The organism is Herbaspirillum sp. YR522, from assembly GCF_000282575.1.
Classification (GTDB): domain Bacteria; phylum Pseudomonadota; class Gammaproteobacteria; order Burkholderiales; family Burkholderiaceae_D; genus Herbaspirillum.
Window position 1 is genome coordinate 47,086 of record NZ_AKJA01000024.1, and the last position, 25,511, is coordinate 72,596.

General features: G+C 63.9%; 19 protein-coding genes and 1 pseudogene. 15 read left to right on the forward strand and 5 right to left on the reverse strand.

Translation table 11 applies throughout. From position 1 onward, the window contains the following. Nucleotides 1-5 precede the first annotated feature (5 nt). Genes PMI40_RS04610 through pelG form a run of 3 tightly spaced genes read left to right on the forward strand, consistent with a single transcriptional unit; the run spans nt 6 to nt 4,048 of the window. The gene (locus PMI40_RS04610; RefSeq protein ID WP_157221442.1) at nt 6-1,052 is read left to right on the forward strand and encodes a hypothetical protein; all 1,047 of its coding nucleotides are present in this window, start codon (nt 6-8) and stop codon (nt 1,050-1,052) included. Further along, nucleotides 1,049-2,665, forward strand: a complete 1,617-nt coding sequence (pelF, locus tag PMI40_RS04615; RefSeq protein WP_008112634.1) for a GT4 family glycosyltransferase PelF — start codon at nt 1,049-1,051, stop codon at nt 2,663-2,665. Before PMI40_RS04610 ends, pelF begins: the two co-directional genes overlap by 4 nt. A gap of 12 nt (nt 2,666-2,677) precedes the next feature. Continuing rightward, nucleotides 2,678-4,048, forward strand: coding sequence for an exopolysaccharide Pel transporter PelG (pelG, locus tag PMI40_RS04620; protein ID WP_008112637.1), 1,371 nt, complete (start codon nt 2,678-2,680; stop codon nt 4,046-4,048). Here the strand turns inward: pelG and PMI40_RS04625 are convergent. Together PMI40_RS04625 and PMI40_RS04630 are read right to left on the reverse strand one after the other, a co-directional pair. Continuing rightward, nucleotides 4,035-5,609, reverse strand: coding sequence for a CYTH and CHAD domain-containing protein (locus tag PMI40_RS04625; RefSeq protein ID WP_008112638.1), 1,575 nt, complete (start codon nt 5,607-5,609; stop codon nt 4,035-4,037). The two genes, pelG and PMI40_RS04625, sit on opposite strands and share 14 nt — an antisense overlap. 11 nt (nt 5,610-5,620) lie before the next feature. After that, on the reverse strand, nt 5,621-6,562 hold the full coding sequence (locus PMI40_RS04630) for a 5'-nucleotidase (protein WP_008112639.1): 942 nt from the start codon (nt 6,560-6,562) through the stop codon (nt 5,621-5,623). A gap of 278 nt (nt 6,563-6,840) precedes the next feature. On the opposite strand from PMI40_RS04630, the gene PMI40_RS04635 reads away from it, so the two are divergent. The 6 genes and pseudogenes from PMI40_RS04635 (at nt 6,841) to otnI (ending at nt 12,994) form a co-directional block, all read left to right on the forward strand. Next, nucleotides 6,841-7,545, forward strand: a complete 705-nt coding sequence (locus tag PMI40_RS04635) for a FadR/GntR family transcriptional regulator (RefSeq protein ID WP_008112640.1) — start codon at nt 6,841-6,843, stop codon at nt 7,543-7,545. A 111-nt stretch (nt 7,546-7,656) separates the two neighbouring features. Beyond that, nucleotides 7,657-8,583 (forward strand): annotated as a pseudogene (gene ltnD / locus PMI40_RS04640) (L-threonate dehydrogenase); the annotation flags it as partial. Nucleotides 8,584-8,611: 28 nt separating this feature from the next. After that, on the forward strand, nt 8,612-9,898 hold the full coding sequence (otnK, locus tag PMI40_RS04645; protein ID WP_008112642.1) for a 3-oxo-tetronate kinase: 1,287 nt from the start codon (nt 8,612-8,614) through the stop codon (nt 9,896-9,898). Continuing rightward, nucleotides 9,895-10,530 carry an aldolase gene (locus tag PMI40_RS04650; RefSeq protein WP_008112643.1) on the forward strand — a complete coding sequence of 212 codons (636 nt, stop codon included), beginning with the start codon at nt 9,895-9,897 and terminating at the stop codon, nt 10,528-10,530. The genes otnK and PMI40_RS04650 overlap by 4 nt, the downstream gene beginning before the upstream one ends. 243 nt (nt 10,531-10,773) lie before the next feature. Beyond that, nucleotides 10,774-12,087, forward strand: coding sequence for an MFS transporter (locus tag PMI40_RS04655; RefSeq protein WP_008112644.1), 1,314 nt, complete (start codon nt 10,774-10,776; stop codon nt 12,085-12,087). A gap of 103 nt (nt 12,088-12,190) precedes the next feature. Next, nucleotides 12,191-12,994 carry a 2-oxo-tetronate isomerase gene (otnI, locus tag PMI40_RS04660; protein ID WP_008112645.1) on the forward strand — a complete coding sequence of 268 codons (804 nt, stop codon included), beginning with the start codon at nt 12,191-12,193 and terminating at the stop codon, nt 12,992-12,994. A 78-nt stretch (nt 12,995-13,072) separates the two neighbouring features. On the opposite strand, the gene cheD is transcribed toward otnI, so the two are convergent. Continuing rightward, entirely contained in the window at nt 13,073-13,678 is a 606-nt protein-coding gene (cheD, locus tag PMI40_RS04665; RefSeq protein WP_008112646.1) for a chemoreceptor glutamine deamidase CheD, read from the reverse strand. 438 nt (nt 13,679-14,116) lie between these two features. On the opposite strand from cheD, the gene mqo reads away from it, so the two are divergent. After that, on the forward strand, nt 14,117-15,763 hold the full coding sequence (mqo, locus tag PMI40_RS04670) for a malate dehydrogenase (quinone) (RefSeq protein WP_008112650.1): 1,647 nt from the start codon (nt 14,117-14,119) through the stop codon (nt 15,761-15,763). Between the two features lie 153 nt (nt 15,764-15,916). Here mqo and PMI40_RS04675 read toward each other — a convergent pair whose 3' ends face one another. Then, a complete protein-coding gene (locus tag PMI40_RS04675) occupies nt 15,917-18,103 on the reverse strand; it encodes an ATP-binding protein (protein WP_051001755.1) in 2,187 nt (728 codons plus the stop codon). A 228-nt stretch (nt 18,104-18,331) separates the two neighbouring features. Here PMI40_RS04675 and PMI40_RS04680 point away from each other — a divergent pair, with 228 nt between their 5' ends. From PMI40_RS04680 to PMI40_RS04690, 3 genes are all read left to right on the forward strand, one after another. Next, complete coding sequence (locus tag PMI40_RS04680; protein ID WP_008112654.1) at nt 18,332-19,873, forward strand: methyl-accepting chemotaxis protein; 1,542 nt, start codon at nt 18,332-18,334, stop codon at nt 19,871-19,873. A 392-nt stretch (nt 19,874-20,265) separates the two neighbouring features. After that, nucleotides 20,266-21,453, forward strand: coding sequence for a porin (locus tag PMI40_RS04685; protein WP_008112656.1), 1,188 nt, complete (start codon nt 20,266-20,268; stop codon nt 21,451-21,453). Between the two features lie 560 nt (nt 21,454-22,013). Further along, nucleotides 22,014-23,588 (forward strand): tetratricopeptide repeat protein, encoded by a 1,575-nt coding sequence (locus tag PMI40_RS04690; RefSeq protein WP_008112658.1) that lies wholly within the window; start codon nt 22,014-22,016, stop codon nt 23,586-23,588. Here PMI40_RS04690 and PMI40_RS04695 read toward each other — a convergent pair. Next, nucleotides 23,585-24,367 carry a sulfite exporter TauE/SafE family protein gene (locus tag PMI40_RS04695; protein WP_008112660.1) on the reverse strand — a complete coding sequence of 261 codons (783 nt, stop codon included), beginning with the start codon at nt 24,365-24,367 and terminating at the stop codon, nt 23,585-23,587. The genes PMI40_RS04690 and PMI40_RS04695 overlap by 4 nt on opposite strands. 219 nt (nt 24,368-24,586) lie before the next feature. Between PMI40_RS04695 and PMI40_RS23695 the strand changes: the two genes are divergently transcribed. After that, nucleotides 24,587-24,739, forward strand: coding sequence for a hypothetical protein (locus tag PMI40_RS23695; protein ID WP_008112661.1), 153 nt, complete (start codon nt 24,587-24,589; stop codon nt 24,737-24,739). A 209-nt stretch (nt 24,740-24,948) separates the two neighbouring features. Beyond that, a partial coding sequence (locus tag PMI40_RS04700) for a hypothetical protein (RefSeq protein WP_008112662.1) occupies nt 24,949-25,511 on the forward strand: 563 nt, incomplete at its 3' end.

The window sequence follows — 25,511 nt, forward strand, 5'->3', positions numbered from 1 at the left end:
CCGCCTTGGCCGTCTTCGCCGCCTTGGCAGGCTGCGGCCTGGAAGCCGCATCGCTGGCGCTGCTGCTGCGTGGCGGCAGCACTGCTGCGGCCGCCACCGTCGGCCTCTACCTGCTGCTGCACCTGGCCTCGAGCGCGCTGTTTGCGCTGGCGCTGGCAGCGGCCATGCCGCAGCATTACCGGCGACCGCGCAAATGGGTACTGGCCTACCTGCTGGTATTGAATTTCTTCATGCCGCTGGCAGGCCTGCTGTGTACCATGGTGGCGCTGGCAGTGGCCGTGCTGTGGCCCAGGGACCAGGCGGCCGACCGTTTCGATACCACCGATTCGCCCGAGTTCGTCACCATGCGCCGGCGCGAAGGCAGTGGTTTTCGCGGCAACCGGGTGCGCGCGCAACTGAGCAACCTGTCCACGCCGCTGGACGAGCGGCTCAACGCCCTGGTGGCGATCCAGAATACCCCCACCCGCAGCAGCGGCGATTCGTTGCGCAACCTGCTGGCCGATCCGGCCGACGACATGCGGCTGCTGGCCTATGGCATCCTCGACGCCAAGGAGAAGCGCATCACCCAGCGCATCGTCGACATGCGGACCCACCTGCACAGCGTGTCCGATCCCGAGACCCGCGCCTTGCTGCACCAGCAGGTGGCCGAGTTGTACCAGGAGCTGATCTACCAAAACCTGGTGCAGGGCGACCTGCTCACCTATTCGTGCGACCAGATGCGCGAGCATGCGCGTGCCTCGCTGGCGATCAGTGGCGACCAGCCGGGGTTGGAGTTCATGCTGGTCAGGCTGGAACTGATGAGCGGCAATGCCGAGGCGGCAGCGGCTGCCCTACAGAACGCCTACGAGCATGGCTTCTCGCGCACGCGCCTGTTGCCCTACCTGGCCGAGCTGAGCTATCTGGAACGCGATTTCGAACAGGTGCGCCGGCTGTTCATCGAAATGGCCTTCGACCCCAGCGTATCGTCCACGCCGCAGTTGCACCGCTTCTGGCGACACGGGCGCCGCACCTACGCCAACCACCCCGACATCGCCCGACGAGGCCCTGCATGATTCAAGCACCTTCATCGCCGCCGACGGCGGCCGACCCCTACGCGCGGCGCGCCGCCGACTGCGACGTCATGCTGCTGCTGGAAGGCACCTTTCCCTATGTCAGCGGCGGCGTGTCGAGCTGGGTCAACCAGATCATCCGCGGCTTTCCCGAGATCCGTTTCGGGCTGTGCTTCATCGGCAGCCGGTCGCAGGACTACGGCGCCCCCAGATATGCATTGCCCGATAACGTGGTGCACCTGGAGACGCACTACATCCACGAACACCTGGCCGCTTCCAGGGTGGTACGTTCGGGTGGCGATGCCCATGCGTTCGAGCGCATGCATGCGTTGCACGAGATGTTCCGGCGCCCCGGCGCCGATGCCGGCGAGCAGCACCAGGAACTGACCGCCCTGCTGGCGGAGCTGATGCCGCTGATGAACGACGGCCAGGCGCTCGACGAGGATGCCTTCCTGTTCAGCAAGCAAGCCTGGGATTACCTGGCCCAGCAATACCGCAGCTTTTGCAGCGATCCGTCCTTCGTCGATTATTTCTGGACCGTGCGCATCATGCACCTGCCGATCTGGACCCTGGCGCGCGTGGCGCGCGACATGATCCCGGCCAGGTGCTATCACACCATCTCGACCGGCTATGCCGGTTTCCTGGGCAGCCTGTTGAAGATGCAGACCGGGCGCGCGTTGCTGCTGTCGGAGCATGGCATCTACACCAAGGAACGCAAGATCGACCTGTTCCAGAGCGAGTGGATCCGCGACAACCGCAATGTGTTCGAGAAGGATGCCTCGCAGATCCCGTACTTCCGTGACCTGTGGATCCGCTTCTTCGAGGCGCTGGGCAACCTGTGCTACCAGGCGTCCAATCACATCGTGGCGCTCTACGAGACCAATCGCCTGCGCCAGATCAACGACGGCGCGCCGGCCGAGCGCACGCGCAACATCCCCAACGGCATCGACCTGCCGCGCCTGAGCAGGCTGCGCGCCCAGCGTCCCGAGAAGATCCCGCCGGTACTCTGCCTGTTGGGCCGGGTGGTGCCGATCAAGGACGTCAAGACCTTCATCCGCGCCATGCGCACCGTGGTCACGCAGTATCCCGAGGCCGAGGCCTGGATCGCCGGACCGGAGGACGAGGACCGCGCCTATGCCGCCGAGTGCCATGCCATCGCCGACGGGCTGGGCCTGACCGACAAGGTGAAGTTCCTGGGTTTCCAGAAGATCGACGACCTGATGCCCAAGATCGGCCTGGTGGTGCTGTCGAGCATCAGCGAAGCGCTGCCTTTGGTGTTGCTCGAAGGCTTTGCCGCCGGTGTGCCCGGGCTGGCCACCGACGTCGGTTCGTGCCGGCAGTTGATCTTCGGCCTGTCGGCAGAAGACCAGGCACTGGGCGCCGCCGGCGATGTAGTCGGCATCGCCGAACCGCAGGCGCTGGCCAATGCCGCGCTGGCACTGCTGACCGACCCCGAGCGCTGGCACGCGGCGCAGGCCGCCGGGATCGCACGGGTAGAGCGCTACTACACGCAGGAGATGATGTTCGGCGCCTATCGCCAGTTGTACCAGGACGCATTGGGGCAGGCGGGCGCCACGCCGCAACGGGCCGCGCTGCGTTGCCCGGTGAAACACTGAGGATGGAATAACATGGCAGGTATCGGATTCGAACTGCGCAAGATATTGAAGCGCGACAGCCTGCTGTCGCTGATGCAGGCCTATTCGTACGCGGCGCTGATCAGTTCCGGTCCATGGATCATGTCCATCGTCGGCATCCTGATCATCGGCGTGATGAGCTATACGGTGATCGTGCCCAAGCAGGTGATCGTGCAGTTCCAGGTCAGCATCACCTATGTGATCTCGCTGTCACTGGTGCTGACCGGGATCTTCCAGCTGGCGCTCACGCGCTTCTCTGCCGACCGCCTGTTCGAGAAGCAGCACGACGCCATCCTGCCCAATTTCCACGCGGTGTCGTTCGTCGTGACGGCGGCCTGCGGCGTGCTGGGCCTGTCGTGCGTGGTGCTGCTGTTTCCCGAGCAGAGCCTGCTGTACCGGCTGCTATTGCTGGCCTGTTTCGTGATCATGTGCAATATCTGGATCGCCACCATCTTCCTGTCGGGCATGAAGCAGTACCAGGCCATCTTCTGGATCTATGCACTGGGCTACGGCATCACGGTGCTGGCGGCGCTGGCACTGCGCAGTTGGGGCCTCGAAGGCCTGATGGCGGGCTTCGCGCTGGGGCAGGCCGTGTTGCTCACGGCGATGATGGCCCTGATCCTGCGCAACTTCGGTTCGGACCGGTTCATCTCGTTCGAATTCTTCCAGCGCGATCGTCTCTATCCTTCGCTCATGGCGATCGGGTTCCTGTACAACCTGGCGATCTGGATCGACAAGGCGATGTTCTGGTTCACCCCCGAGACCAGCCAGGCCATCATCGGCCCGCTGCGGGCGTCGGTGATCTACGACCTGCCGGTGTTCCTGGCCTACCTGGCGATCATCCCCGGCATGGCGATCTTCCTGCTGCGCATGGAAACCGATTTCGTCGAGGACTATGACGCCTTCTATGACGCCGTGCGCGGCGGCGCATCGCTGGAGACCATCGAGAAGCACCGCAACGGCATGGTGCAGACGGTGCGCCTGGGGCTGTCGGAGATCATCAAGATCCAGGCCATCGCGACCTTGCTGCTGATCGTGACCGGCGAGGCGATCCTGAACTGGCTGGGCATCTCCACGTTGTACCTGCCGCTGCTCTACATCGACGTGATCGCGGCCAGCCTGCAGGTGGTGCTGCTGGGCATTCTCAATGTCTTCTTCTACCTCGACAAACGCCGTATCGTGCTCGGCCTATGCGCCTCGTTCGTGGTGCTCAACGTCGCGCTGACCTGGCTATCGATACGACTGGGCCCGACCTACTACGGCTTCGGCTTCGCCCTGGCGGTGCTGGTGGTGGTGCTGGCCGGCGCCATGCTGCTGGCGCGCAAGCTGGAGCTGCTGGAGTACGAGACCTTCATGTTGCAGTGACTACCCGCGGCAGCACCAGGGCCTTCCACTTCTTCCACGGCTTGCGCCCCCTGGCCTGGCCGTGCGTTGCCTGCGCCGCCAGGTGGCCGCGCGCAAAGGCCACGCCGCTGGCCAGGGCCGGATGACTGCGGCGCAGCTCCTGCAGCAGGCGCTGTGCCACGGCGATGTCGTTCATGGCGCCCAACTGGTCTTGCAGGTGCGACAGCGCCTTGAGGAACGGCTTGCTGTCGCGCGCATCCAGTACGGCGTGGAAGAACTCGGTGTCGTAGCGCAGCTTCTTGGCTGCGATGCGGGCGCGGTGCCGGGCCCGGGCGTCGTCTGCCATCTTGCGTGCCCGCTTCTGCAGGCGTCGGGCATCGTGATGCAAGCGCTGGTGCACGAAGTCGACCAATGGTCGTTCGAGCGCCTGGTGCTGGTCGGGGCTCATCGCGCTGCGCCATTGCGAAGCCAGCAGCCATCGCGACAGTTGCAGCACCAGCGCCGTCATGCGCGGCGAAGCCACCGCCTGGGCCGCACTGGCGTGCAGCGCGCGCGCCCGCTTGCGGGCGGCGGCCTGCAGGGCCGCGATGTCGATGGCATCGCTGCGCTCCGGGGTGGGCAGCGACGCCAGCGTCGAATCGGCCAGCACGTCCCAGTCGCGCGCGGCGCCGATGCTCTCTGAGAGCCACTCGATCTCGGCGGCCAGTGCCGGCGGCAGGGCGATCACCTCCTCGAACAGACGCAAGCCCGAACGCAGCCGTCGCACGCCCACCCGCATCTGGTGCAGGCGTTCGATATCCTGCGGGTCGCCATCGGCGATATCGTTGGCCAGTACCTGTTCCAGGCAATTGCCGACGATGGCGGCGAAGGCCTGTTCCAGGCCCATCTTGCGCGACAGGTGCAGCGGCCTGGCCTTGCTCGCGTCCGACGGCGCCGGTTCGCCGCGCTGCTGGCGCAACTGCGCGTGATACAGCGCGTAGCCGCGTTGCGCCTTGCTCTGCACCCCGATGCGCAAAGGGATATCGCGCAACAGCGCCAGCGCGAAGTCGAACAGCGCCAGCGGGTCGCCCTGCTTCAGTTCCAGCTCGATCTCGCAGATCGGAACCTGGCGCTGGGCATGTTCCACGTTGCCCTGGTCCAGCACGAACTCGACCGTGCTGCCGTCGTCCAGCGTCAGGTCCCACAGCGTGCGCTGGATGCGGGTGGCGAAGATGGCGGTGAGGCGGCCGGCGATGTCCGGCGTCAGTATCTGGCCGGCCAGTTCGGTGTCGTCCGGCATCAACTGGCGCAGCAGCGCCAGGTCGGGTTGTTCGCCCGGTACCGGCGACTCCCATTCGAGGCGCTGGTGCAGTCCGCCCTGCACGCCGCCGCCGGCCTTCAGGGTCTGGATGCTTTCGTCGCCGCTACGGCGCACGCGCAAGCCGGCATCGTGATGGCGCAGGTCCAGCTCGGGGGTGTCGAAGTAGACCCCGGTCTGGTCCTTGGTGCGCGGTGCGGCCTGGGCGTGGCGCGCCAGTAGCGGGTGCTGGCGCAGGGCCTGGGCATCGGCCGGTGACAACAGCAGCTTCAGTTCGGTTTCCATGTGGTGGCCTTTCAGGCACGACCGGCGGTGCCGGTCTTGCGTGGGGGTGCGACCAGTGCGCCACCCTTGTACGGCACCCGCCCGGACGGCACCACCACCGCCGCCGTCTCGACGTGGCCTTCCTGGTCATCGAAGAACATATGGGCGCCGAAGGCCTGCAATACCTCGGTCTTTTTCAGGCCGCCGAGGAAGAATGCCTCGTCGACCGTGACGTTCCAGGTACGCAGCGTGTGGATCACGCGCTGGTGCGCCGGGCTGTTGCGGGCGGTGACGATGGCGATGCGCACCGGGCATTCGTTAGCCGGAAACTGTTTCTGTATCGCCGACAGGGCCAGCAGCAACTTGGCAAACGGGCCTTCCTTCATGGCCTTGTTGCGATGGCGCTGCTCGTGTCGCGCAAAGGCTTCCAGCCCCTTTTCGGCAAAGATGCGTTCGGACTCCGGCGAGAACAGCACGGCGTCGCCGTCGAAGGCGATGCGGATCTGCTTTTCGGGCGCGCTGTACTGCAGCGGCGCCGTATAGAGCTGGGCGGCGGCGACCCCGGCGTCGATGGCGTCCTGTACGTCGCGTGTGTCACGCGACAGGAACAGGTCGATCTTGAACGCCTGCAGGTAGGGCGCCGTGGGGGCGCCGCCGGTGAACGCCGCGCGGCTGATATCGAGCTTGTGGGCGGCGATGGCGTTGAAGGCGCGTAAGCCGGTGTCGGGCGTATTGCGCGAGATCACCACCACTTCCACCAGGCGCCGCTCGGGAATCAATTCATTCAGTCGCAGCAAGGCCTTGACCAATGGAAAGGCGGTGCCCGGCTGCAATGCGTCGGTTTCGTGCTGGCGCTGGTACTGCGAATAGGCGTCGACGCCCTGCTCGTCGTAGATGGTGTTTTCGGTCTCCAGGTCGAACAGGGCACGTGAAGAAATTCCGATGACGAGTTTGTCTGAAAGGTCGTAAGGCATGGGCGGCTGACGGCGAGGGGAAAACATGATTGTAGTAGCTAGCGCCTGCGGGCTGGCAAAATGGCGCCTGCAGCGCCCGCAATGCATGGACCGACCAGGTATGGTTTGAAGTAATTTTTCGGAATTGCTACCGGTTGTCACTTCATTTGTACCTAACTTCATTCATATCGCCCGATAAATCGCTGTTTCTGCGGGTAAATATGAAAAATTGGCATTGCCGGGCTTTCATTTAATTTGTATGATGACCGGATAACCTGATGAAAACGACCCGAGACAGCATGTTTCAGAAGATCCCAGCACAGGCGCTCAGCGAGACCGTAGCCAGGCAATTGCTGGAGAAGATCGACGAAGGTGCTTTTCCCCGCGGCGGCAAGCTGCCCACTGAACTGGTCCTGGCGCAAGAATTCGGTGTCAGCCGCACGGTGGTACGCGAGGCGATTGCGCGCCTGCGGCACGAGGGCGTGGTCGAGCCGCGCCAGGGTAGCGGCGTGTTCGTCACCGGGCAGGCGGGCATCAAGCCGTTGCGTATCGACTATGCCGAGGTGAGCTCGCCCGACGCGGTGCTGCAGATCGTCGAATTGCGACGCGCCATCGAAGCCGAGGTGGCGGCGCAGGCGGCCAAGCGACGCAGCGATGAAGACATCGCCGCCATCGAGTCGGCGCTGGCGCGTATCGGCCAGGACGTAGCCGCCGGCGGCGACGGGGTGCGGGCCGATGTGGCCTTTCACCAGGCGTTGGCGCAGGCCACCCGTAACCCGTATTTCATCAAGACGCTCGACTTCCTGGCGCAGTACCTGGAGGCGGCCACCGCGATCACGCGTGGCAACGAAGCGCGCTATGAGGATTTTTCGCGCCAGGTGCGCGAAGAGCATGAAGCCATCGTCGCGGCCATTCGCGCCGGCGACGAGATGGCGGCCCGCAACGCGGCGCAGACGCATATGTTCAATGCGGCGCGGCGCTTGAGCCAGGGGCAGCAGGATTGATCGTCCGGGCATGGCCTGGACTGATATCGAACACAGCGGCGGCGTGAACATCACGACGCCGATTCATCAACCGGCGCGGTAGTTCGTGCGGGAGCGAGACCAAACGCATCCCGCTGGCAGCGCCCTCGAAGGGAGACAACGATGTCCAGAAACGTAGGTGTGATCGGTTTGGGAGCAATGGGCTTTGGCGTAGCCAGTTCGCTGTTGCGCGCGGGTTTCAACGTGCACGCCTGTGACGTGCGCCAGGAAGTGCTGGCCAAGTTCGCCGCCGCCGGCGGCGTCGCCTGCGCCAGTCCGGCCGCCATGGGCAGCGCCGTCGACGTGGTCATCACGCTGGTGGTCAATGCGGCCCAGACCGAGGCCGTGCTGTTCGGCGACAGCGGCGTGGTGTCGACCCTCAAGCCGGGCAGCGTGGTGATCTCGAGCGCCACCGTGGCGCCGGACTTCGCCGTCGAACTGGGTAAGCGCCTGGCCGAAAGGCAGTTGTTGCTGCTGGATGCGCCGGTATCGGGCGGCGCCGCCCGCGCGGCCTCGGGCGAGATGACCATGATGACCTCCGGCCCGGCCGAGGTATATGCCAGGATCGAAGACGTGCTGGCCGGCATGGCCGGCAAGGTCTATCGCCTGGGCGACGCGCATGGCATCGGTTCCAAGGTCAAGATCATCAACCAGTTGCTGGCCGGTGTACATATCGCCGCCTCTGCCGAGGCGATGGCCCTGGGCCTGCGCGAGGGCGTCAATCCGGATGCCTTGTACGACGTCATCACCCACAGCGCCGGCAATTCGTGGATGTTCGAAAACCGCGTGCCGCATATCCTCAACGGTGACTACACCCCGCTGTCGGCGGTCGACATCTTCGTCAAGGACCTGGGCCTGGTGCTCGATACGGCCCGCCGCAGCAAGTTCCCGCTGCCGCTGTCGGCGGCGGCCCACCAGATGTTCATGATGGCCTCCACCGCCGGCCATGGCGGCGAGGACGATTCCGCCGTGATCAAGATCTTCCCGGGCATCGACCTGCCGTCGGCCAAGGCCAAGTAAGTCGCCACCCACCACAACGGAGTACACCATGTCCCAATCACGTCCCCTGCTGGGTTGTATCGCCGACGACTTCACCGGCGCCACCGACCTGGCCAACATGCTGGTGCGCGGCGGCATGCGCACGGTGCAAACCATCGGTGTGCCGGCCGAGATCCCGGCCGTGGCCGCCGACGCCCTGGTGATCGCGCTGAAGTCGCGCACCATCCCCGCCGCCGAGGCCATTGCGCAATCGCTGGCCGCCTTGCGCTGGCTGCAACAGCAGGGCTGCACCCAGTTCTTCTTCAAGTATTGCTCGACCTTCGATTCGACCGACGCCGGCAACATCGGCCAGGTAACCGACGCGTTGCTCAAGGAGCTGGGCCAGGATTTCACCATCGCCTGTCCGGCCTTCCCCGAGAACGGCCGCACCATCTATCGCGGTTACCTGTTCGTGGCCGATGGCCTGCTCAACGAATCGGGCATGGAAAACCATCCCCTCACACCGATGACCGACGCCAACCTGGTGCGCGTGTTGCAACGCCAGACGCCGTCCAAGGTCGGGCTGGTGCGTTATGACGCCGTGGCCCGTGGCGCCGCCGCTACCCAGGAGCGCTTTGCCGCGCTGCGTGCCGAAGGCGTCAGGATGGCCATCGCCGACGCCGTCTCGGACAAGGACCTGTTCACCCTGGGCGAAGCCTGCGCCGAACTCAAGCTCATTACCGGCGGTTCGGGCGTGGCGCTGGGGCTGCCCGAGAATTTCCGCCGCGCCGGGTTGCTGCAGGCTGTCGGCCAGGCCGCGCAATTGCCCAAGGTGGGCGGTCTGTCGGTGGTGCTGGCCGGTAGTGCATCCAAGGCCACCAACGCCCAGGTCGCCGAATGGAACAGCCGTCATCCGTCTTTCCGTATCGACCCGCTGGCACTGGCGCGCGGCGAGGACGTGGTGCAGCAGGCATTGGCCTTCGCCGATGAACGCATCACCACCGAACCGGTGCTGATCTATGCCACCGCCACCCCGGACGAAGTCAAGGCGGTGCAGAAGGAACTGGGCGTGGCCAAGGCCGGCCACCTGGTCGAGCAGGCGCTGGCGACGATCGCCGCCGGTCTGCGCCAGCGCGGCGTGCGCCGCTTCGTGGTTGCCGGTGGCGAGACCTCGGGCGCGGTGGTGCAGGCGCTGGACGTGCGGGCGCTGCGCATCGGGCCGCAGATCGATCCGGGCGTGCCGGCGACGGCCACGCTGGACGACGAGCCGGTGGCCCTGGCCCTGAAGTCGGGTAATTTCGGTGGCGTCGACTTCTTCGAGAAGGCGCTGCGCTACCTGGACGGGCAGGCGGCATGAGCGCCGAAGCCCGCCTGCGCGAAGAGATCTGCCGCATCGGCGGCTCGCTGTTCGCCCGTGGCTACACGGTCGGCTCGGCCGGCAACATCAGCGCCCGTCTGGATGACGGCTGGCTGATCACGCCCACCGACGCCTGTCTCGGTTTTCTCGATCCGGCGGCGATCTCCAAGGTCGATGCGAACGGCAACTGGGTCAGCGGCGACAAGCCATCCAAGACGCTGGTGCTGCATCGCGCGGTGTACGACAACAATCCCGAGATGCACGCGGTGGTCCACACCCATTCGACCTACCTGGTCAACCTGAGCATCAAGGGCGTCTGGAAAGAAGACGACGTGCTGCCGCCGATCACGCCGTACTACGTGATGAAGGTCGGCCATATCCCCTTGATCCGCTATGCGCGCCCGGGTGCGCCCGAGGTGGCCGAGCAGGTCAGCCGCCTGGCCGGCAAGGTGCGCGGCGTGCTGCTGGAGCGGCTCGGTCCGGTGGTGTGGGAAAGTTCGGTATCGAAGGCTGCCTTCGCGCTCGAAGAGCTCGAGGAAACCGCCAAGTTGTGGCATCTCTGCGGCGGCACTACCGGCCTCCAGGAGAATGCCCTGCAAGAACTGCGGGATACGTTCAAGGCGCGCTGGTAAGCAGGCGCCTCGTTTCGCAGTACCCGAGCCGGCACAAGACCGGACGATCAATCCTGAGAGTCGTTCATCGTTGACTGCCATCGACACCGGGTTTTCTACCCGCGTGCGCGCCAGCTTTGGCGCCGGTCCGGCAGCCACCGGTGCCTCATGTTGAATCCAACAATTGCCTGCATGCAGATGCAGGCGCCAAGTAACCCGCGGCCGCCACAAATGGCCCAAACCTTCTTAGGGAGATGTCGTAGCATGACCACCGCAACCAACCAAGGCGTCATTGCAGGCGCCAACGACCAGGCCAAGGACGGCCTGTACCGCAAAGTCTTCTGGCGCATCATGCCGTTCCTGATGCTGTGCTACGTGATCGCCTACCTCGATCGCGTCAACGTCGGCTTTGCCAAGCTGCAGATGTCGGTCGACCTGGGCTTTTCGGAAACCGTCTTCGGCCTGGGCGCCGGGCTGTTCTTCATCGGCTACTTCCTGTTCGAGGTGCCCTCCAACATCCTGATGCACAAGGTCGGCGCACGGGTCTGGATCGCGCGCATCATGATCACCTGGGGCTTGCTCTCGGCGTGCTTCATGTTCATCGAGACCCCGACCCAGTTCTACGTGCTGCGCTTTTTGCTGGGCCTGGCCGAAGCCGGTTTCTATCCCGGCATCATCCTGTACCTGACCTACTGGTTCCCGTCGCATCGCCGGGCCAAGGTGATCGCCGTGTTCATGTCCGGTATCCCGGTCGCCGGCATCCTGGGCAACCCCCTGTCGGGCTGGATCATGGACGCCTTCCACGGCGACAGCGGCATGCACGGCTGGCAATGGATGTTCGTCATCGAAGCCATTCCGGCAGTGCTGATCGGCCTGGTCACGCTGTTCTACCTCGACAATGACGTCAAGAGCGCCAAGTGGCTCAGCGACGACGAGAAGAGCGTCTTGCAAGGCGACATCGACGGTGACCAGAAGGGCAAGGAAAGCAGCCACGGCTTCGGCGCCATCGTCAAGGACGCGCGCGTGTGGCTGATGTGCCTGATCTACTTTGCCTTCGTCATGGGCCAATACGGCCTGACGCTGTGGATGCCGACCCTGGTCAAGGCTACCGGCGTGCAGGGCAACCTGCAGATCGGCCTGCTGTCGGCGATTCCATTCGGTTGCGCCATCGTCGCCATGAACCTGATCGGCCGCAGCGCCGACCGCAAGCGCGAACGCCGTTGGCACCTGGTGGTGCCGGCCCTGATGGGTTGCGTGGGCTTCATCGGCGCGGCCATGTTTGCCGACAACACCGCCATCTCGATTGCGTCGCTGTCGCTGGCCGCCGCTGGCGTGCTCACCTGCGCACCGCTGTTCTGGTCGCTGCCGACGGCCTTCCTGTCGGGTGCCGCCGCCGCCGTCGGTATTGCCGCCATCAATTCGGTTGGCAACCTGGCCGGTTTCGTCAGCCCTTACCTGATCGGTTACTTCAAGGACCTGACCCAGAGCAACGCCACCGGCATGTACATGCTGGCGGTAATGCTGGTGGTAGGTGCCATCGCGACCTTGATGACCAAGCCCGAGGTGGTCAACAAGTAAGCCCGCAATACCGAAAAAGCCCGCACGCGAAACGCCTGCGGGCTTTGGACTTTCGGCCCGCCCCGACCTGGAGCGGGCGCCATATTCAATCAAGGAGAGCACGATGCTGCGTTTTGCCGCCAACCTGAGCATGATGTACGTCGAACATGATTTTCTGGACCGTTTCGCCGCTGCGGCCAAGGACGGTTTTCCGGGTGTCGAATTCCTGTTCCCGTACGACTACCAGCCCGAAGAAATCAAGAGCCGCCTGGACGCCAATGGCCTGACCCAGGCCTTGTTCAATGCGCCGCCGGGTGACTGGGCCGCCGGTGAGCGCGGGATCGCCTCGCTGCCGGGGCGCGAGGACGAGTTCAAGCGCAGCATCGACACCGCGCTGCAATACGCAGCCGTGATCGGCAACAAGTCGCTGCATGTGATGGCCGGCCTGATCAAGCCCGGGCAGGACCGCGCCCGGCATCGCGCGGTGTACCTGGACAACCTGTCGTATGCGGCGCACCAGGCCGAGGCGGCCGGTATCACGGTGGTCATCGAGCCGATCAACACGCGCAATATCCCCGGCTTCTTCCTGAACCGCCAGGACGACGCCCAAGCCATCTGTGCCGAGATCGGCGCCGACAACCTCAAGGTGCAGTTCGACTGCTATCACTGCCAGATCGTCGAGGGCGACGTCGCCGTCAAGCTCAAGCGCGACATGGCCGGCATCGGTCACATCCAGCTCGCCGGCGTGCCCGAACGCAACGAACCGGACGTGGGCGAACTGAACTATCCCTACCTGCTCAAGCTGATCGATTCGCTGGGCTACCAGGGCTGGATCGGTTGCGAATACAATCCGGCCGGCGCCACCTCGGCCGGCCTGGGCTGGTTGAAGGCGATCGCGGCCCAGGGACTGACGCAGCTCAAGGGCTGAGGCAACGCGCGCAGGATCGTACCGACGTAGAAAAGGGGCATCGACCGGATGCCCCTTTTTTTCGTCTGAAGATAAGGATCAGAACAGGTCGACCTGGCCGCCCACGGGCTTGGCCGACAGGCGCGAGGCGTAATCGCGTTCGCTGTTGGCCAGGGCCGCGTCGGTGTTCTTCAGTTTCTTGACCAGCACCTTGCCGGTGCGCGGGAAGAAGTGCACCTTGCGCGGCCAGATGTCGTTGAGGTCTTCGGCCACCACCCGTATGCCTTCGGCCGACAGGAAGCTCTTGACGAAGGCGGCGTTGCGTTCGCCCACGTTGAGCGCATTCATGCAACGCAACACCGCGCCGCCACCGAACACCTTGCATTCGAGGTTTTCGCGCCGGGCACCCGCCTTCAGTACATCGTTGATCAACACTTCCATGGCATAGGTGCCATAGCGCATCGAGGCCGAGATCGGGCTGTCGGCCTCGCCACCGCCGTCTGGCAGCATGAAATGGTTCATCCCGCCGATGCCGGAGACGCGGTCGCGCAGGCAGGCCGATACGCAGGAACCCAGCACGGTGACGATCATCATGTCGTCGTGCGTGTAGTAGTACTCGCCAGGCAGGATCTTTGCAGTGTCGCAATTGAAGGCGCGATCGTGGTAGACATACGAAGCGAAATTTTCCTGTTTTGCGGTTTGCATCATGGGATCCTTGCGCCGCTATCAGCGGCATGGCTGCTCTCTCGGAAGGTTGCAGCGATTGTGGCCGAGCCGGGGCCGGCGAGCTATCGGGCATTTCCCTAGCCCGACGCGAGCGCGCCTATCGCGGCTGCCGTTGGGAATGAGGGATAACCGCAATCGCCAGCCGCACAGCCCAATGCTAAGCTCGCGAACTCGACCGGCATCGAAGCTTGTTGCGCCATCGACAACCTGCATTGGTTGGCATGGCCCCGCCAGCACTGCAGTCCGGTCGGTTCCGGCAAGCACACACCGTCAGGCATCGTCTCAGCAATTGTGCGTCGTGGCTCCTGCCCGACTGCCAGCCTTTTCTCGTCAATCGTGGCCAATCCCGGGGGAGCGGCCGCAACCGGTTCAAGCCGACGGGACGGGGCGTTTCTTTCATCAAACATGGATCTCCGAATGTTTAAAAAATCCTTTGTGGCATTGCTTGGCCTGTTGGTCTCGCTGGTCCTTACACCGGCGCACGGCGCCGACGTCAAGAAAGTCGACGTGCTGCTGATCGGCGGCGGCATCATGAGCACCACCCTCGCGGTCTGGCTCAATGAACTCGAACCCGGCTGGTCGATGGAAATCGTCGAGCGCCTCGATGGCGTGGCCGAAGAAAGCTCGAACGGCTGGAACAACGCAGGCACCGGTCACTCGGCATTGGCCGAACTGAACTACACGCCGGAGAACAAGGAAGGCAAGATCGAGATCGCCAAGGCCATCGAGATCAACGAGGCGTTCCAGATCTCGCGCCAGTTCTGGGCATGGCAGGTCAGGAACGGCGTGCTGAAGAACCCGCGCTCGTTCATCAACTCGACCCCGCACATGAGCTTCATCTGGGGTGACGACAACGTGGCCTACCTCAAGAAGCGCTACCAGGCGCTGCAGGCCAGCCCCCTGTTTGCGGGCATGCAATATTCGGAAGACCACGAGCAGATCAAGAAGTGGGTGCCGCTGATGATGGAAGGTCGCGACCCCCAGCAAAAGCTGGCGGCCACCTGGACACCGCTGGGCACCGACGTCAACTTCGGCGAGATCACCCGCCAGTTCGCCGCTTACCTGCAGACCCGCTCCAACATCGCCCTGAAGCTGTCGAGCGAGGTGCGTGACATCACCCGCAACGCCGACGGCAGCTGGCGCATCGGCTACAAGAACCTCAAGGATGGCAGCACCGCCCAGACCGACGCCAAGTTCGTCTTCATCGGTGCCGGCGGTGGCGCCTTGAAGCTGTTGCAGAAATCCGGCATTCCCGAGGCCAACGAATACGCCGGCTTCCCGGTCGGCGGCTCGTTCCTGGTGACCGACAATCCGGAGGTGGCCGAGCGCCACCTGGCCAAGGCCTACGGCAAGGCATCGGTCGGTGCGCCGCCGATGTCGGTGCCGCACCTCGACACGCGCGTGCTCGATGGCAAGCGCGTGATCCTGTTTGGCCCCTTCGCCACGTTCTCGACCAAGTTCCTGAAGCAGGGTTCGCACTGGGACCTGTTCTCGACCGCGACCACGCACAACACCTGGCCGATGGTGAAGGTGGGCGTGGCCGAGTACCCGCTGGTGCAATACCTGGCCGGCCAGTTGATGCTGTCCGACGACGAGCGCTTTGCCGCACTCAAGCAATACTTCCCCAACGCCAAGAAGGAAGACTGGCGCCTGTGGCAAGCCGGCCAGCGGGTGCAGATCATCAAGCGCGACGAACAGAAGGGTGGCGTGCTCAAGCTGGGTACCGAGATCGTGGCCTCCAAGGACAGCAGCATGGCTGGCCTGCTGGGCGCGTCGCCCGGTGCGTCGACTGCCGCACCGATCATGCTGACGGTGCTCGAGAAGGTCTTCAAGGACAAGGTCGCCACACCCGAATGGCAAAGCAAGATCCGCCAGATCGTTCCCAGCTACGGCACCAAGCTCAACGACCATCCCGAGCAGGTCGCCAGGGAATGGGCCTACACCAGCGAGGTGCTGCAATTGGCGCCGCCGCCGGTGATCGACATGAAGGCCGCACCTGCCAATGGTGCAGCCGGCAGCATGAGTCGTCCCAAGGCCAACGCAGCAGCCGACATGGCGCTGTAGGCTTTGCCAAGGCAGCAATGCCAAGGGCAGCGCAAGCTGTAATGCCGTTCGGTGAACACCGAACGGCATTTTTTTTAGCATTGAGAAACCGTTCGGACTGAGTAGATCCGCAGGATCGTATCGAAGGCGCGCTGACGCACGCCAAGCACGGCCCTAGGCCGGTGGGCTCTCGATGATGCCCTGGATGCGGCGTGCCAGCGTATCCATCTTGAACGGCTTGGTCAGCACCTGCATGCCGGGCTCCAGGTGACCGTTGCCGACCGCGGCATTCTCGGCATAGCCGGTCACGAACAGGATCTTCAGCTCCGGACGCACCGCGCGACTGGCGTCGGCCAGCTGGCGGCCGTTGATACCGCCAGGCAGGCCGACATCGGTGATCAACAGGTCGATGCGGGCCTTGGACTGGATGATGCGCAGCGCCGATGGACCATCGCTAGCCTCGATGGCAACGTAACCTGCGTCCGACAGCACTTCCGCGACCAGCATGCGGATCGGCGCCTCGTCGTCGACCACCAGCACGATCTCGCCGCTACCGTTCTTGAGACCTTCGGTGGTCTCGGGTTCTTCACGCTCGTCGGCGTCCTGGTGGTGGCGTGGCAGGTAGACGCTCATCGTGGTGCCCTGGCCCAGTTCGGAGTAGATGCGGATCTGTCCGCCCGACTGGCGCGCAAAGCCATAGACCATCGACAACCCCAGGCCGGTGCCGGCGCCGATGGGCTTGGTGGTGAAGAAGGGGTCGAAGGCGCGGGCGATGACCTCCGGCGCCATGCCGGTGCCGGTATCGGTGACGGACACGCAAACATACTGGCCTGGCGACAGGTCGCGTTCGCGCGCCCACTGGTCGTCGACCCACTTGTTGGCGGTTTCGATGGTCAGGCGCCCGCCATCGGGCATCGCATCGCGCGAGTTGATGCACAGGTTGAGCAGGGCGCTTTCCAGTTGCGAGGCATCGACGAAGGTCGACCACAGGCCGCCGGCGCCCACCACTTCGAGCTCGATCGAAGGGCCGATGGTGCGCCGGAGCATTTCCTCCATGCCCCCGATGAGCCGGTTGACGTCGGTCGGCTTGGGGTCGAGCGTCTGCCGGCGGGCAAATGCCAACAGGCGTTGCGTCAGCGAAGCGGCACGCGTGACGCCGCGCAGGGCGACGTCGATGTAGCGCTCCAGGCCTTCGCGGCGGCCTTGCGCCATGCGCACCCGCATCAGGTCCAGGCTGCCCATGATGCCGCCCAGCAGGTTGTTGAAGTCGTGTGCCAGGCCCCCGGTCAACTGCCCGATCGCCTCGATCTTCTGCGACTGGCGAAGCGCCTCTTCGGTCGCCATCAGCGCCTTGGTCCTTGCCAGTACCTGGGCCTCGAGCGATTCGTTGGTTTCGCGCAGCCGTGCCTCGCTGGCGGCCAGCGCCTGTTCGCTGACGATCCGGTCGCAGGCCGAGCGCACCCGTTCGCCGACCTCGTCGACCAAGGCCAGGTCACTCTCGGTCCAGGCGCGCACCTCGTTGCTGCTGACATGGATGAGGGCGGCCAGGGCATCGTCCTTCATGGTCGGGATGTCCATGAAGGAGGCGATGCCAAGCTCGCGGTAGCGGGCCGCCAGCGAGGCGGTGCGCGGGTCGTTGGCCACGTCGTTGACCAGTACCGTGGTGCCCTGTGCCAGTCCGGGGCCGGCGCCGGCCCCGCCATGACCGTGTTGATCGAGCGGGCTATCGTGCGGCCGGGCCCCATGGAAGACCCACTCGCCTTGCTCGAGCACTGCGCCCGATGCGATATCGAAGATCTTGTAGGTGACCCGATGCGCGGTGAGCGCTTCGCCGATCACCCGCGCCGCGGAGCCGGCGATGGAGGCGAGGTCCTGGGCCAGCCGCAGCTCGTCGGCGATGGTCATCAGCGCCAGCTGGCGCGCTTCGGCATTCTTGCGTTCGGTGACATCGCGCGTGGTGCCGGCCACGGCCTCGACTTCGCCATCCGGGCCCAGTACCGGAAACAGGATGTAATCGTAGATGCGGCGGCCGAAGGCGCCATTGAAGGGAACGTCCCCGCGCACCGGCCGCTTGGTGGCGCGCACCTGTTCGATCTCGCGGCTGTGCATTTCCGCGTGCCATGGCTCGTAGCCCAGCTCCAGGCAGTTCTTGCCGATGGCCTCGTCCCAGGTCTTGCCCCACATCTCCAGCAACACCCGATTGGCGTAGGTGAAGCGATGGTTCAAATCCCACACATAGGACAGGTCGGGCGTGGTCGAGAGGAAGGTCTCGTAGAAGCGGCGCCGACGGTCGGACTCTTCGGTCAGCCGTGCCAGGTCGGCCTGCGCCTGGGCCAGGTCTGCCGCCGAATCGGGAACCATGGGCGTCTCCTGGGCCGGCCCCGGACTCTTGTTCGAAAAATCGCTGAGCATGTCGTGCCTTAACTTTTTATTCCGGCCATTCTAAATTACCCGGCCCGGTTTTTATGTAGGAAAAGCGGTAGAGTTGGAGCGGGGGCGTGCCGCCGACGGCATGGCCGCGCGCCCGGGGATGGTTCGCTTGCCGGTAGGCATGCATGTCATTTTGTTAACCAATTCTTGGGGGTGGAAATGAAGATCGGAACTCGATTGGGCGGCGCTTTCCTGCTGGTCACGCTGCTCACCACGGTGTTGACGCTGGCCTCGCTGGCGACCCTGTCACAGATCGGACGCCATTGGGTCGGCTTCTCGGACAACGTGATGGTCAAGCAGGAATACGCTACGCAGGGATATATCAAGCTCGGCGACGGGGTGCAGAACTTCAAGAACTATGTGCTGCGCGGTGGCGCCTATGACAAGGGCTTCATCGCCGACATGGACGCCATCTCGGCGCTGGTGGGGCAATACCGCAATCTGGGCGCCACGCCCCAGGAGCAGGCATTGCTCGACAGGCTCGATGCCGGGCAGCGCCAGTACCGTGAAGCCATCGCCAAGGCCCAGGCCTTGAAGGCCGGCGGCGCCACGGTGGCCGACATCGATGCGGCCATCAGCGGCGCCGACAAGGCGCTGGCCGCGGCGCTGTCCGGGTTGCTGGCGATTGCCCACGAAGGGGCCGAATCGACCGGCGCCAATATCTCGACGGCAATCGGCTCGGGCAAGATGGTGGCCACGGCGGTCGGGGTGGTGGTGGCGGTCCTGGCGATCGTGTTCGGGGTGCTTGCCACCCGGTCCATCACCCGGCCCATGCGTGAGGCCGTAACGATTGCCAAGACGGTGGCGGCAGGCGACCTTTCCAGCAGCATCACGGCCACCGGTCGGGACGAGACCGGCGACCTGCTGCGCGCGCTGAAGGAAATGAACGAAAGCTTGAAGACGGTGGTGGGGGATGTGCGCACCGGCAGCGACACGATTGCCACTGCCTCGACCCAGATCGCCGGCGGCAACCTCGACCTGTCGGCGCGTACCGAACAACAGGCCAGCTCGCTGGAACAGACAGCCGCGGCGATGGAACAGATCACCTCCACCGTCAAGCGCAATGCCGACAGCGCGCGCCAGGCCAACCAGCTGGCCGCGGCGGCGTCGGACGTAGCCTCGCGCGGCGGCGCCGTGGTCGCGCAGGTAGTCGATACGATGGGCGAGATCAACGCCTCTGCCGGCAAGATCGCCGACATCATCGGCGTGATCGACGGCATCGCCTTCCAGACCAACATCCTGGCACTCAATGCTGCGGTGGAAGCGGCCAGGGCTGGCGAACAGGGACGCGGTTTCGCGGTGGTGGCCACGGAAGTGCGCAACCTGGCGCAACGATCGGCCATCGCCGCCAAGGAGATCAAGGGCCTGATCTCGGAATCGGTGGAAAAGGTCGGGCATGGCAGCCAGTTGGTGCAGCATGCCGGCAGCACGATGGAAGAGATAGTCGCCAGCGTCAGGCGCGTCACTGACATGATGTCAGAAATCAGTGCGGCCAGTGGGGAGCAGGAAGCCGGCATCGAGGAAGTCAATCGCGCCATCGCCCAGATGGACACCGTCACCCAGAAGAACGCCGCATTGGTGGAAGAGGCGGCGGCCGCCACCGAGTCGCTGCGCGACCAGGCCAGGAAACTGACCGGTTCGGTCAGCGTCTTCAGGCTGGGCCATCCAGGGGCGGTGCGCTCGATGGTACAGCTCGCCTGACAGGCCAGGACGCGAACTCGTCGGGTATTTCTGTTGGCACGACCGGGTTGCCCGACGAGTTGGCTCGCTTCGGTATTCTGGCTGGAAGGCCGTTGCAGCGCGCGCACCGCACCGGACTTTTGCACCATTCGCTTATTGGAACGGGATGCGAGCCAGCACATGGCCGCCTTCCGTGCAGCGTTTTCATCTTGCCTTCTGCGGCAGCAGGGTCATGAAACAAGGACGGCATTTTCACGATAAAAAAATACAACAGATGCCATTTCCATTTTTTGATCTCGTCAAAAAAATGACTTCTATAAACCAAGCTGAAGCCATACGGAATCAGAAGCTTTAATGTCTGACCATCCGACTGAAAGTGCGGATCCTCAAGACTATTTATAGAAGGATTTCAAATGAAAAAATCTTTGCTGGCACTCGCCGTTCTGGGCGCATTCGCAGGCGCTGCTCAAGCACAAAGCAGCGTAAGCATCTACGGCATCATCGACACCGGCGTTGTCTACCAAAGCAAGGTTGCCACCACTGGTGGCGGCACCGGCAGCAAGTTCGGCCTCAACTCGGGCGTCATCCAGGGTTCGCGCATCGGCTTCAAGGGCGTTGAAAACCTGGGCGGTGGCCTGAGCGCAGTGTTCAACCTGGAAGCTGGCTTCAACAACGACACCGGCGGCCTGCAAGGCTCCGACGCCACAACCGGTTCCAACCTGTTCCGCCGCAAGTCGGTGGTGGGTCTGGCCGGTGGCTTCGGTACCGTGCTGCTGGGTCGCCAAACCGACTTCGCCGACACCATCTCCGCCTACACCGCCGTGGCCGATTTCGGCGGCTGGACCAGCAACTCCGGTTCGGGCCTGGATCGCCTGCAAGGTACACGTACCAACAACTCGATCAGCTACACCACCAACAACATCGGTGGCTTCACTGGTAACCTGCTGTACGGTTTCGGCGAACAAGCTGGCCAGACTTCGGCTGGTCAAGCATTCGGCGCCGGCCTGAAGTACGAAAACGGTCCCCTGGGCCTGGGCGCAACCTACTACCAGTCGAAGGCTAACGGTACGTCGCCAGCCGACACCAGCCTGATCCCCTCGTCGGCTACCACCGTCACCACCAACACCCTGGCCGCCAACCAAGGCAGCAGCGCCTACAAGGGCTGGAACCTGGTGGCGTCGTACCAGTTCGGCCCGGCACGTGTGTACGGTAACTGGTCGCGCGTCAAGCAAGACCTCAACACCCAGGCCAACCTGACCACCACCGGCGTCGGTTCGCTGACCAGCCTGAACAACCGCCTGCTGGCGCGTTCGAACAAGGCCGACATGTACGAAATCGGTACTGCCTACGCTCTGACCCCATCGCTGAAGCTGCTGGCTGCAGTCGATCACACCCGCGCCCAGTTCGACGGCGTGAGCGGCAAGGGCAAGCAGACCACGTACAACCTGGGTAGCGACTACTGGCTGTCCAAGCGCACCGACCTGTACGCATTCGTGTCGTACATTCGTGCCAGCGACATGGTCAACACCGGCGTGTCCGACACCACCGGTACCGATGGCAACCAGGCCGCCGTGGCTGTTGGTATCCGTCACAAGTTCTAATGCAGGTGTCGTAGCGACTACGACATTGGCCTGAACCGGTAGCAAGAGGCACCGCATGGATTTCATGCGGTGCCTTTTTCGTTAGTGCTTCTCTTCGTTGGTGCGTTACTTCGATTTCTCGACTCTCCGTCTTTTCGAGTCTTTCCCGGATTTTTGCTTTTCTCCGCGTGCGAGAAAACTAAATCATTCCTGTAAACGCAATAGTCAATTGCCGCAATCACATCCAATCGCAGGCGCTGGCTCATCTAGAATCTGGTCTTGGGATATACAGCGAAAGGCGCACGTCAGCGTACCTTTACATGTCTCGTGGAAGTGGTAATAGTACATTTCGCCTTCAGCTTCCGAAGGCTGTCACTGTTAGATTATTGACTATCGAAGCAACTCTCGAATGAACCGGTGATCGCGATGCCACAACGGCGAACGACCGACAAAATCGCCCTTTGATCAAATTCAATAGTTAGGAACCGACGCAATCGTATTGCGCCGGAGGGGCTCTCTTTGCCTCGATTTTTGCAGATCCGTTTTCAGGCTGCACCGCAAGCAGGAACAAGGTAATCACTATGGCGACACGACAAGACCTGGCCGTCATCAAGGCCGCACGGGCAGGAGAATCCACCGCGCAATTGGCACTGGGAAGCAGGTATCTCTACGGCGGTACCGGACTGCCTCGCAGCAACGGCACGGCCTTCTACTGGTTGCAGCGCGCGGCCCGGCAGGGCGTCGACGACGCCTGGATGATGATCGGTCGCAATATCTCGTATGACCAGGTGAAGGACCTGTCCTCGCCGCGTGAGGCCGCCGTGTGGTACCAGAAGGCGTTCGACGCCGGTGTGCCCGCTGCCGGCTTGACCTACGCGCGCCTGGTGCTGGACAACACCGAGCAGTTCGACGGCAACAGCCACGCCAAGGCCATCGGTGCATTGACCATGCTGGCCAGCAATGACGACCATCACGCGCAATGGCTGCTGGCCCAGCAGATGCAAAAGCACGCTCGCGATGCCGGCGCCGTCGATGCCGCCGCGGGTGACAACCTGAAGCTGATACCGACGCCGGGGGCGCTGTCGCTGGAAGAGCGCCTGATTACGGAGGCCGCCCACGCCGGCATCGAGCAGGCGCAGTTTGCGCTGATGGACAAGGCCTGGAACAAGGGCGACTACGATGCCTTCGTGCGTGACGCCGCGCCGTTGATCGCCAAGCTGCTGGAGCGCAACGCCAATGCCCTGGCGCAGGTGGAGCGCGATGTGGAGGTGACGGCCGCCATCGTGTTGTCGGCCGAACAGGCAACGTTGTTGCTGCGCCATGCGCAATGGCAATTGCAGGGCAGTGCGCCCGACCCGGTGATGATTGGCCGCTTCCTGGAGCTGGCCGCGCGCGCGGGCAACACCGAGTCGCGGCTCGAACTGGGCCTGCTGCATGCCAAGATCAATCGTGCCGGCGAGCGGGTGTTCATGGAGCACGGCCTGGCCAACTTCAAGAAGGCGTTGAGCTGGCTGACACTGGCCGGCGAAGGCGGATCGGCATTGGCATGGCACGCGCTGGCGCGCATCTATTCGCGCTCGATCTATTCGCAGCGCAACCTCAACGTCGCCCAGCAGTACCTCGAGAAGGCCGCCGACATGGGACTGGTGGAAGCGCAGTTCGAGTTCGCGCAGATCTCCTGGCGCAATCGCCGCGATGATCGTCTCAACGATGTCAGGGCGATGTACTGGTGGCAGAAGGCGGCGGGGCAAGGACACCAGGACGCCAAGGCGGCACTCGAGCCTTTCTCTGTGCAGGCCAGCGGCCATGCGTGGGCGATCGAAGCGGTGGCACAGATGACCGACAAGATGCGCAATGCCAATCCGTTTCTCTGCGCCCGGGTCGAGCTGGCCGCCACCTTCGGGTTGAGCAAGCCCGAAGCCTTGCTGATCGACGTCAAGAACGCCGACTACGGGCACTGCATGGTGATCGATATCTGCGACTACTATGCCAGGAGCAAGCGTCGCCTGGTGTCGATCGACACCGAGGCCCAGCGCTCGACCCTGAACCGCATCGGTCGGTTGTTCGGCGACGTCGATTGCAGCTTCAGCGGCCTGGAGGGAAATTACCGGCAGCGCCAGTATCGGCTCAAGACGTCTTTCCCCGGGATTGCCTAGTTGAAGATATCGGCCACCGTCCTGGCCGACAGGCCGAGCATGAACAGGCCGAAGATGCTGCGTAGCCGCGCCACCGGCAGCGCGGCCGCCGCGCGTACTCCCAGGCGTGAGGCAATCACCGCGCACAGGCTCAGTACCAGCAGTGCGTGCAGGTCGATATAGCCCCAGCGCCAGTCGTGCGGCGAATCCGCGGTGATCCCGAAGCCCAATATCGCCCCCAGCGAGATGGGCAGGATGACGCCGGTGGCGGTGCCGATTGCCCGTTTCAGCGGCAGCCCGACGCGGCTCAGGTAGAAGGTGATCACGGACGCGCCGCCCATGCCTGCCAGCGAATAGGCCACGCCGGACAGCAGCCCCGCCAGGGGCGACAAGCTTGCCAGCAGGGGCGAGGCGACAACGTGCTGTTCCTTGTTGAACAGCAGCCTGGCGCCGAAGTAGGCCAGCATGCACGACAATCCGAACGCCAGCCATCCACCCGGGATACGCGACGCCAGCAGGGCGCCCATTGCCGCGCCCAGCCCGGCCGGCAGGAACAGCCGTTTGATCCAGGCGAAGTCGACATTGCCGCGTTGGTGATGGCTGAGAAACGACGAAAGGCCGGTAAACGCCATCGTCGCCAGCGAGGTGCCAAAGGCCAGGCGGATCGCTTCGGTAGCCGGCAGGCCCTGGTGCTTGTAGATGTGGATCAGGACCGGGATGACGATGGCGCCGCCGCCGATGCCGAACATGCCTGCGAGAAAGCCGGCCGCCGTGCCGCCTGCTATTAGGGCCAATAACATTTTAGGTTCCGGTTGAAGTTGAGGGTGCCGGAATTCTTGTCGTGACATCAGGCACTGGATAATTCACAGCGGCTATTTAGCAGGTAAATCGAATCCGGCGCAGTGCGCCGAGTTGTCTTTTTTGCCACATCGGGAAAACCCTGATAGTCGCCACGAGCCCTCCTCAATAAGATGGTGTCCATGGCACTTCGCCAAGCACACATTCACCGAGAGGGAAAAATGAACGCCTACCAGACCGTATCGCATGTCGCCTCCTTCGCGCTCGACGCCTATGCCGCGTATTTCGGCATCAGCGCCCTGGCGTTCGCGGCGTATGTCTGGAAGAACGTTTATAGCGACGTCGCACCGCAGCAGAATTCGCGCGCCCGCTGATCCATTCCGGCAACTGATTATTGGGGTTTAGGCGTCATGCCTGGGCCCTTTTTTTTGTTGTCGATGCGGCAAGGAGCCGATCCCTGGCTCTCCCCTTTCTGTTAGGCTTCTGCTACAACAACATCAGCGAGGAAGGGGTAAACATGGGGGTATCCAGGGCCATCGGGGCAGCCGCAACGTGACCGGCGCGGCAGGGACGGAGAAATGCCGTGGATAAGTCGCCCTTGTCGTTTTTCCTTCCCCAGCTGGACGGTTCGGCATTTGCCGCCTTGCAGATCATCTTTGCGTTGCTATTCGTCGCCGCCATCGTCGTCATTCCGGTGCTGGTGCGCGGCAGCGCCCGCGCCAGCCACTGGCAGCGGCGCCTTACCGCCACCGAGGGAGCGACTGACCAGGCGCTGGCGCACGGTACGCCCGAAGCGCTCAGCGACGCCGTCGCCACCAAGCCCGAGCGCTGGGCCGATATGTTGCCCAGCCTTTTATTGGTACTTGGCCTGTTGGGCACCTTCATCGGCCTGGGCCTGGCGCTGACCGAGGCGGCCGGGATGCTGGGAGGCGCCGATGCGCTGGGCAGCCTGAGGCCGATCATGGATGCGCTGGGTTCCAAGTTCAAGATATCCACCTGGGGCATCATTGCCTTCCTGATCCTGAGGATCTGGGCGATGTTGTTCCCCTATGAGCAGGCGCGCCTGGCCTGGAGTGCGGCAACCATCCGGCAACGCGCAGCGCTGGCTGCCGCACGGCAGGCAGAGGAAGAGGCTGCCGCCCGCCT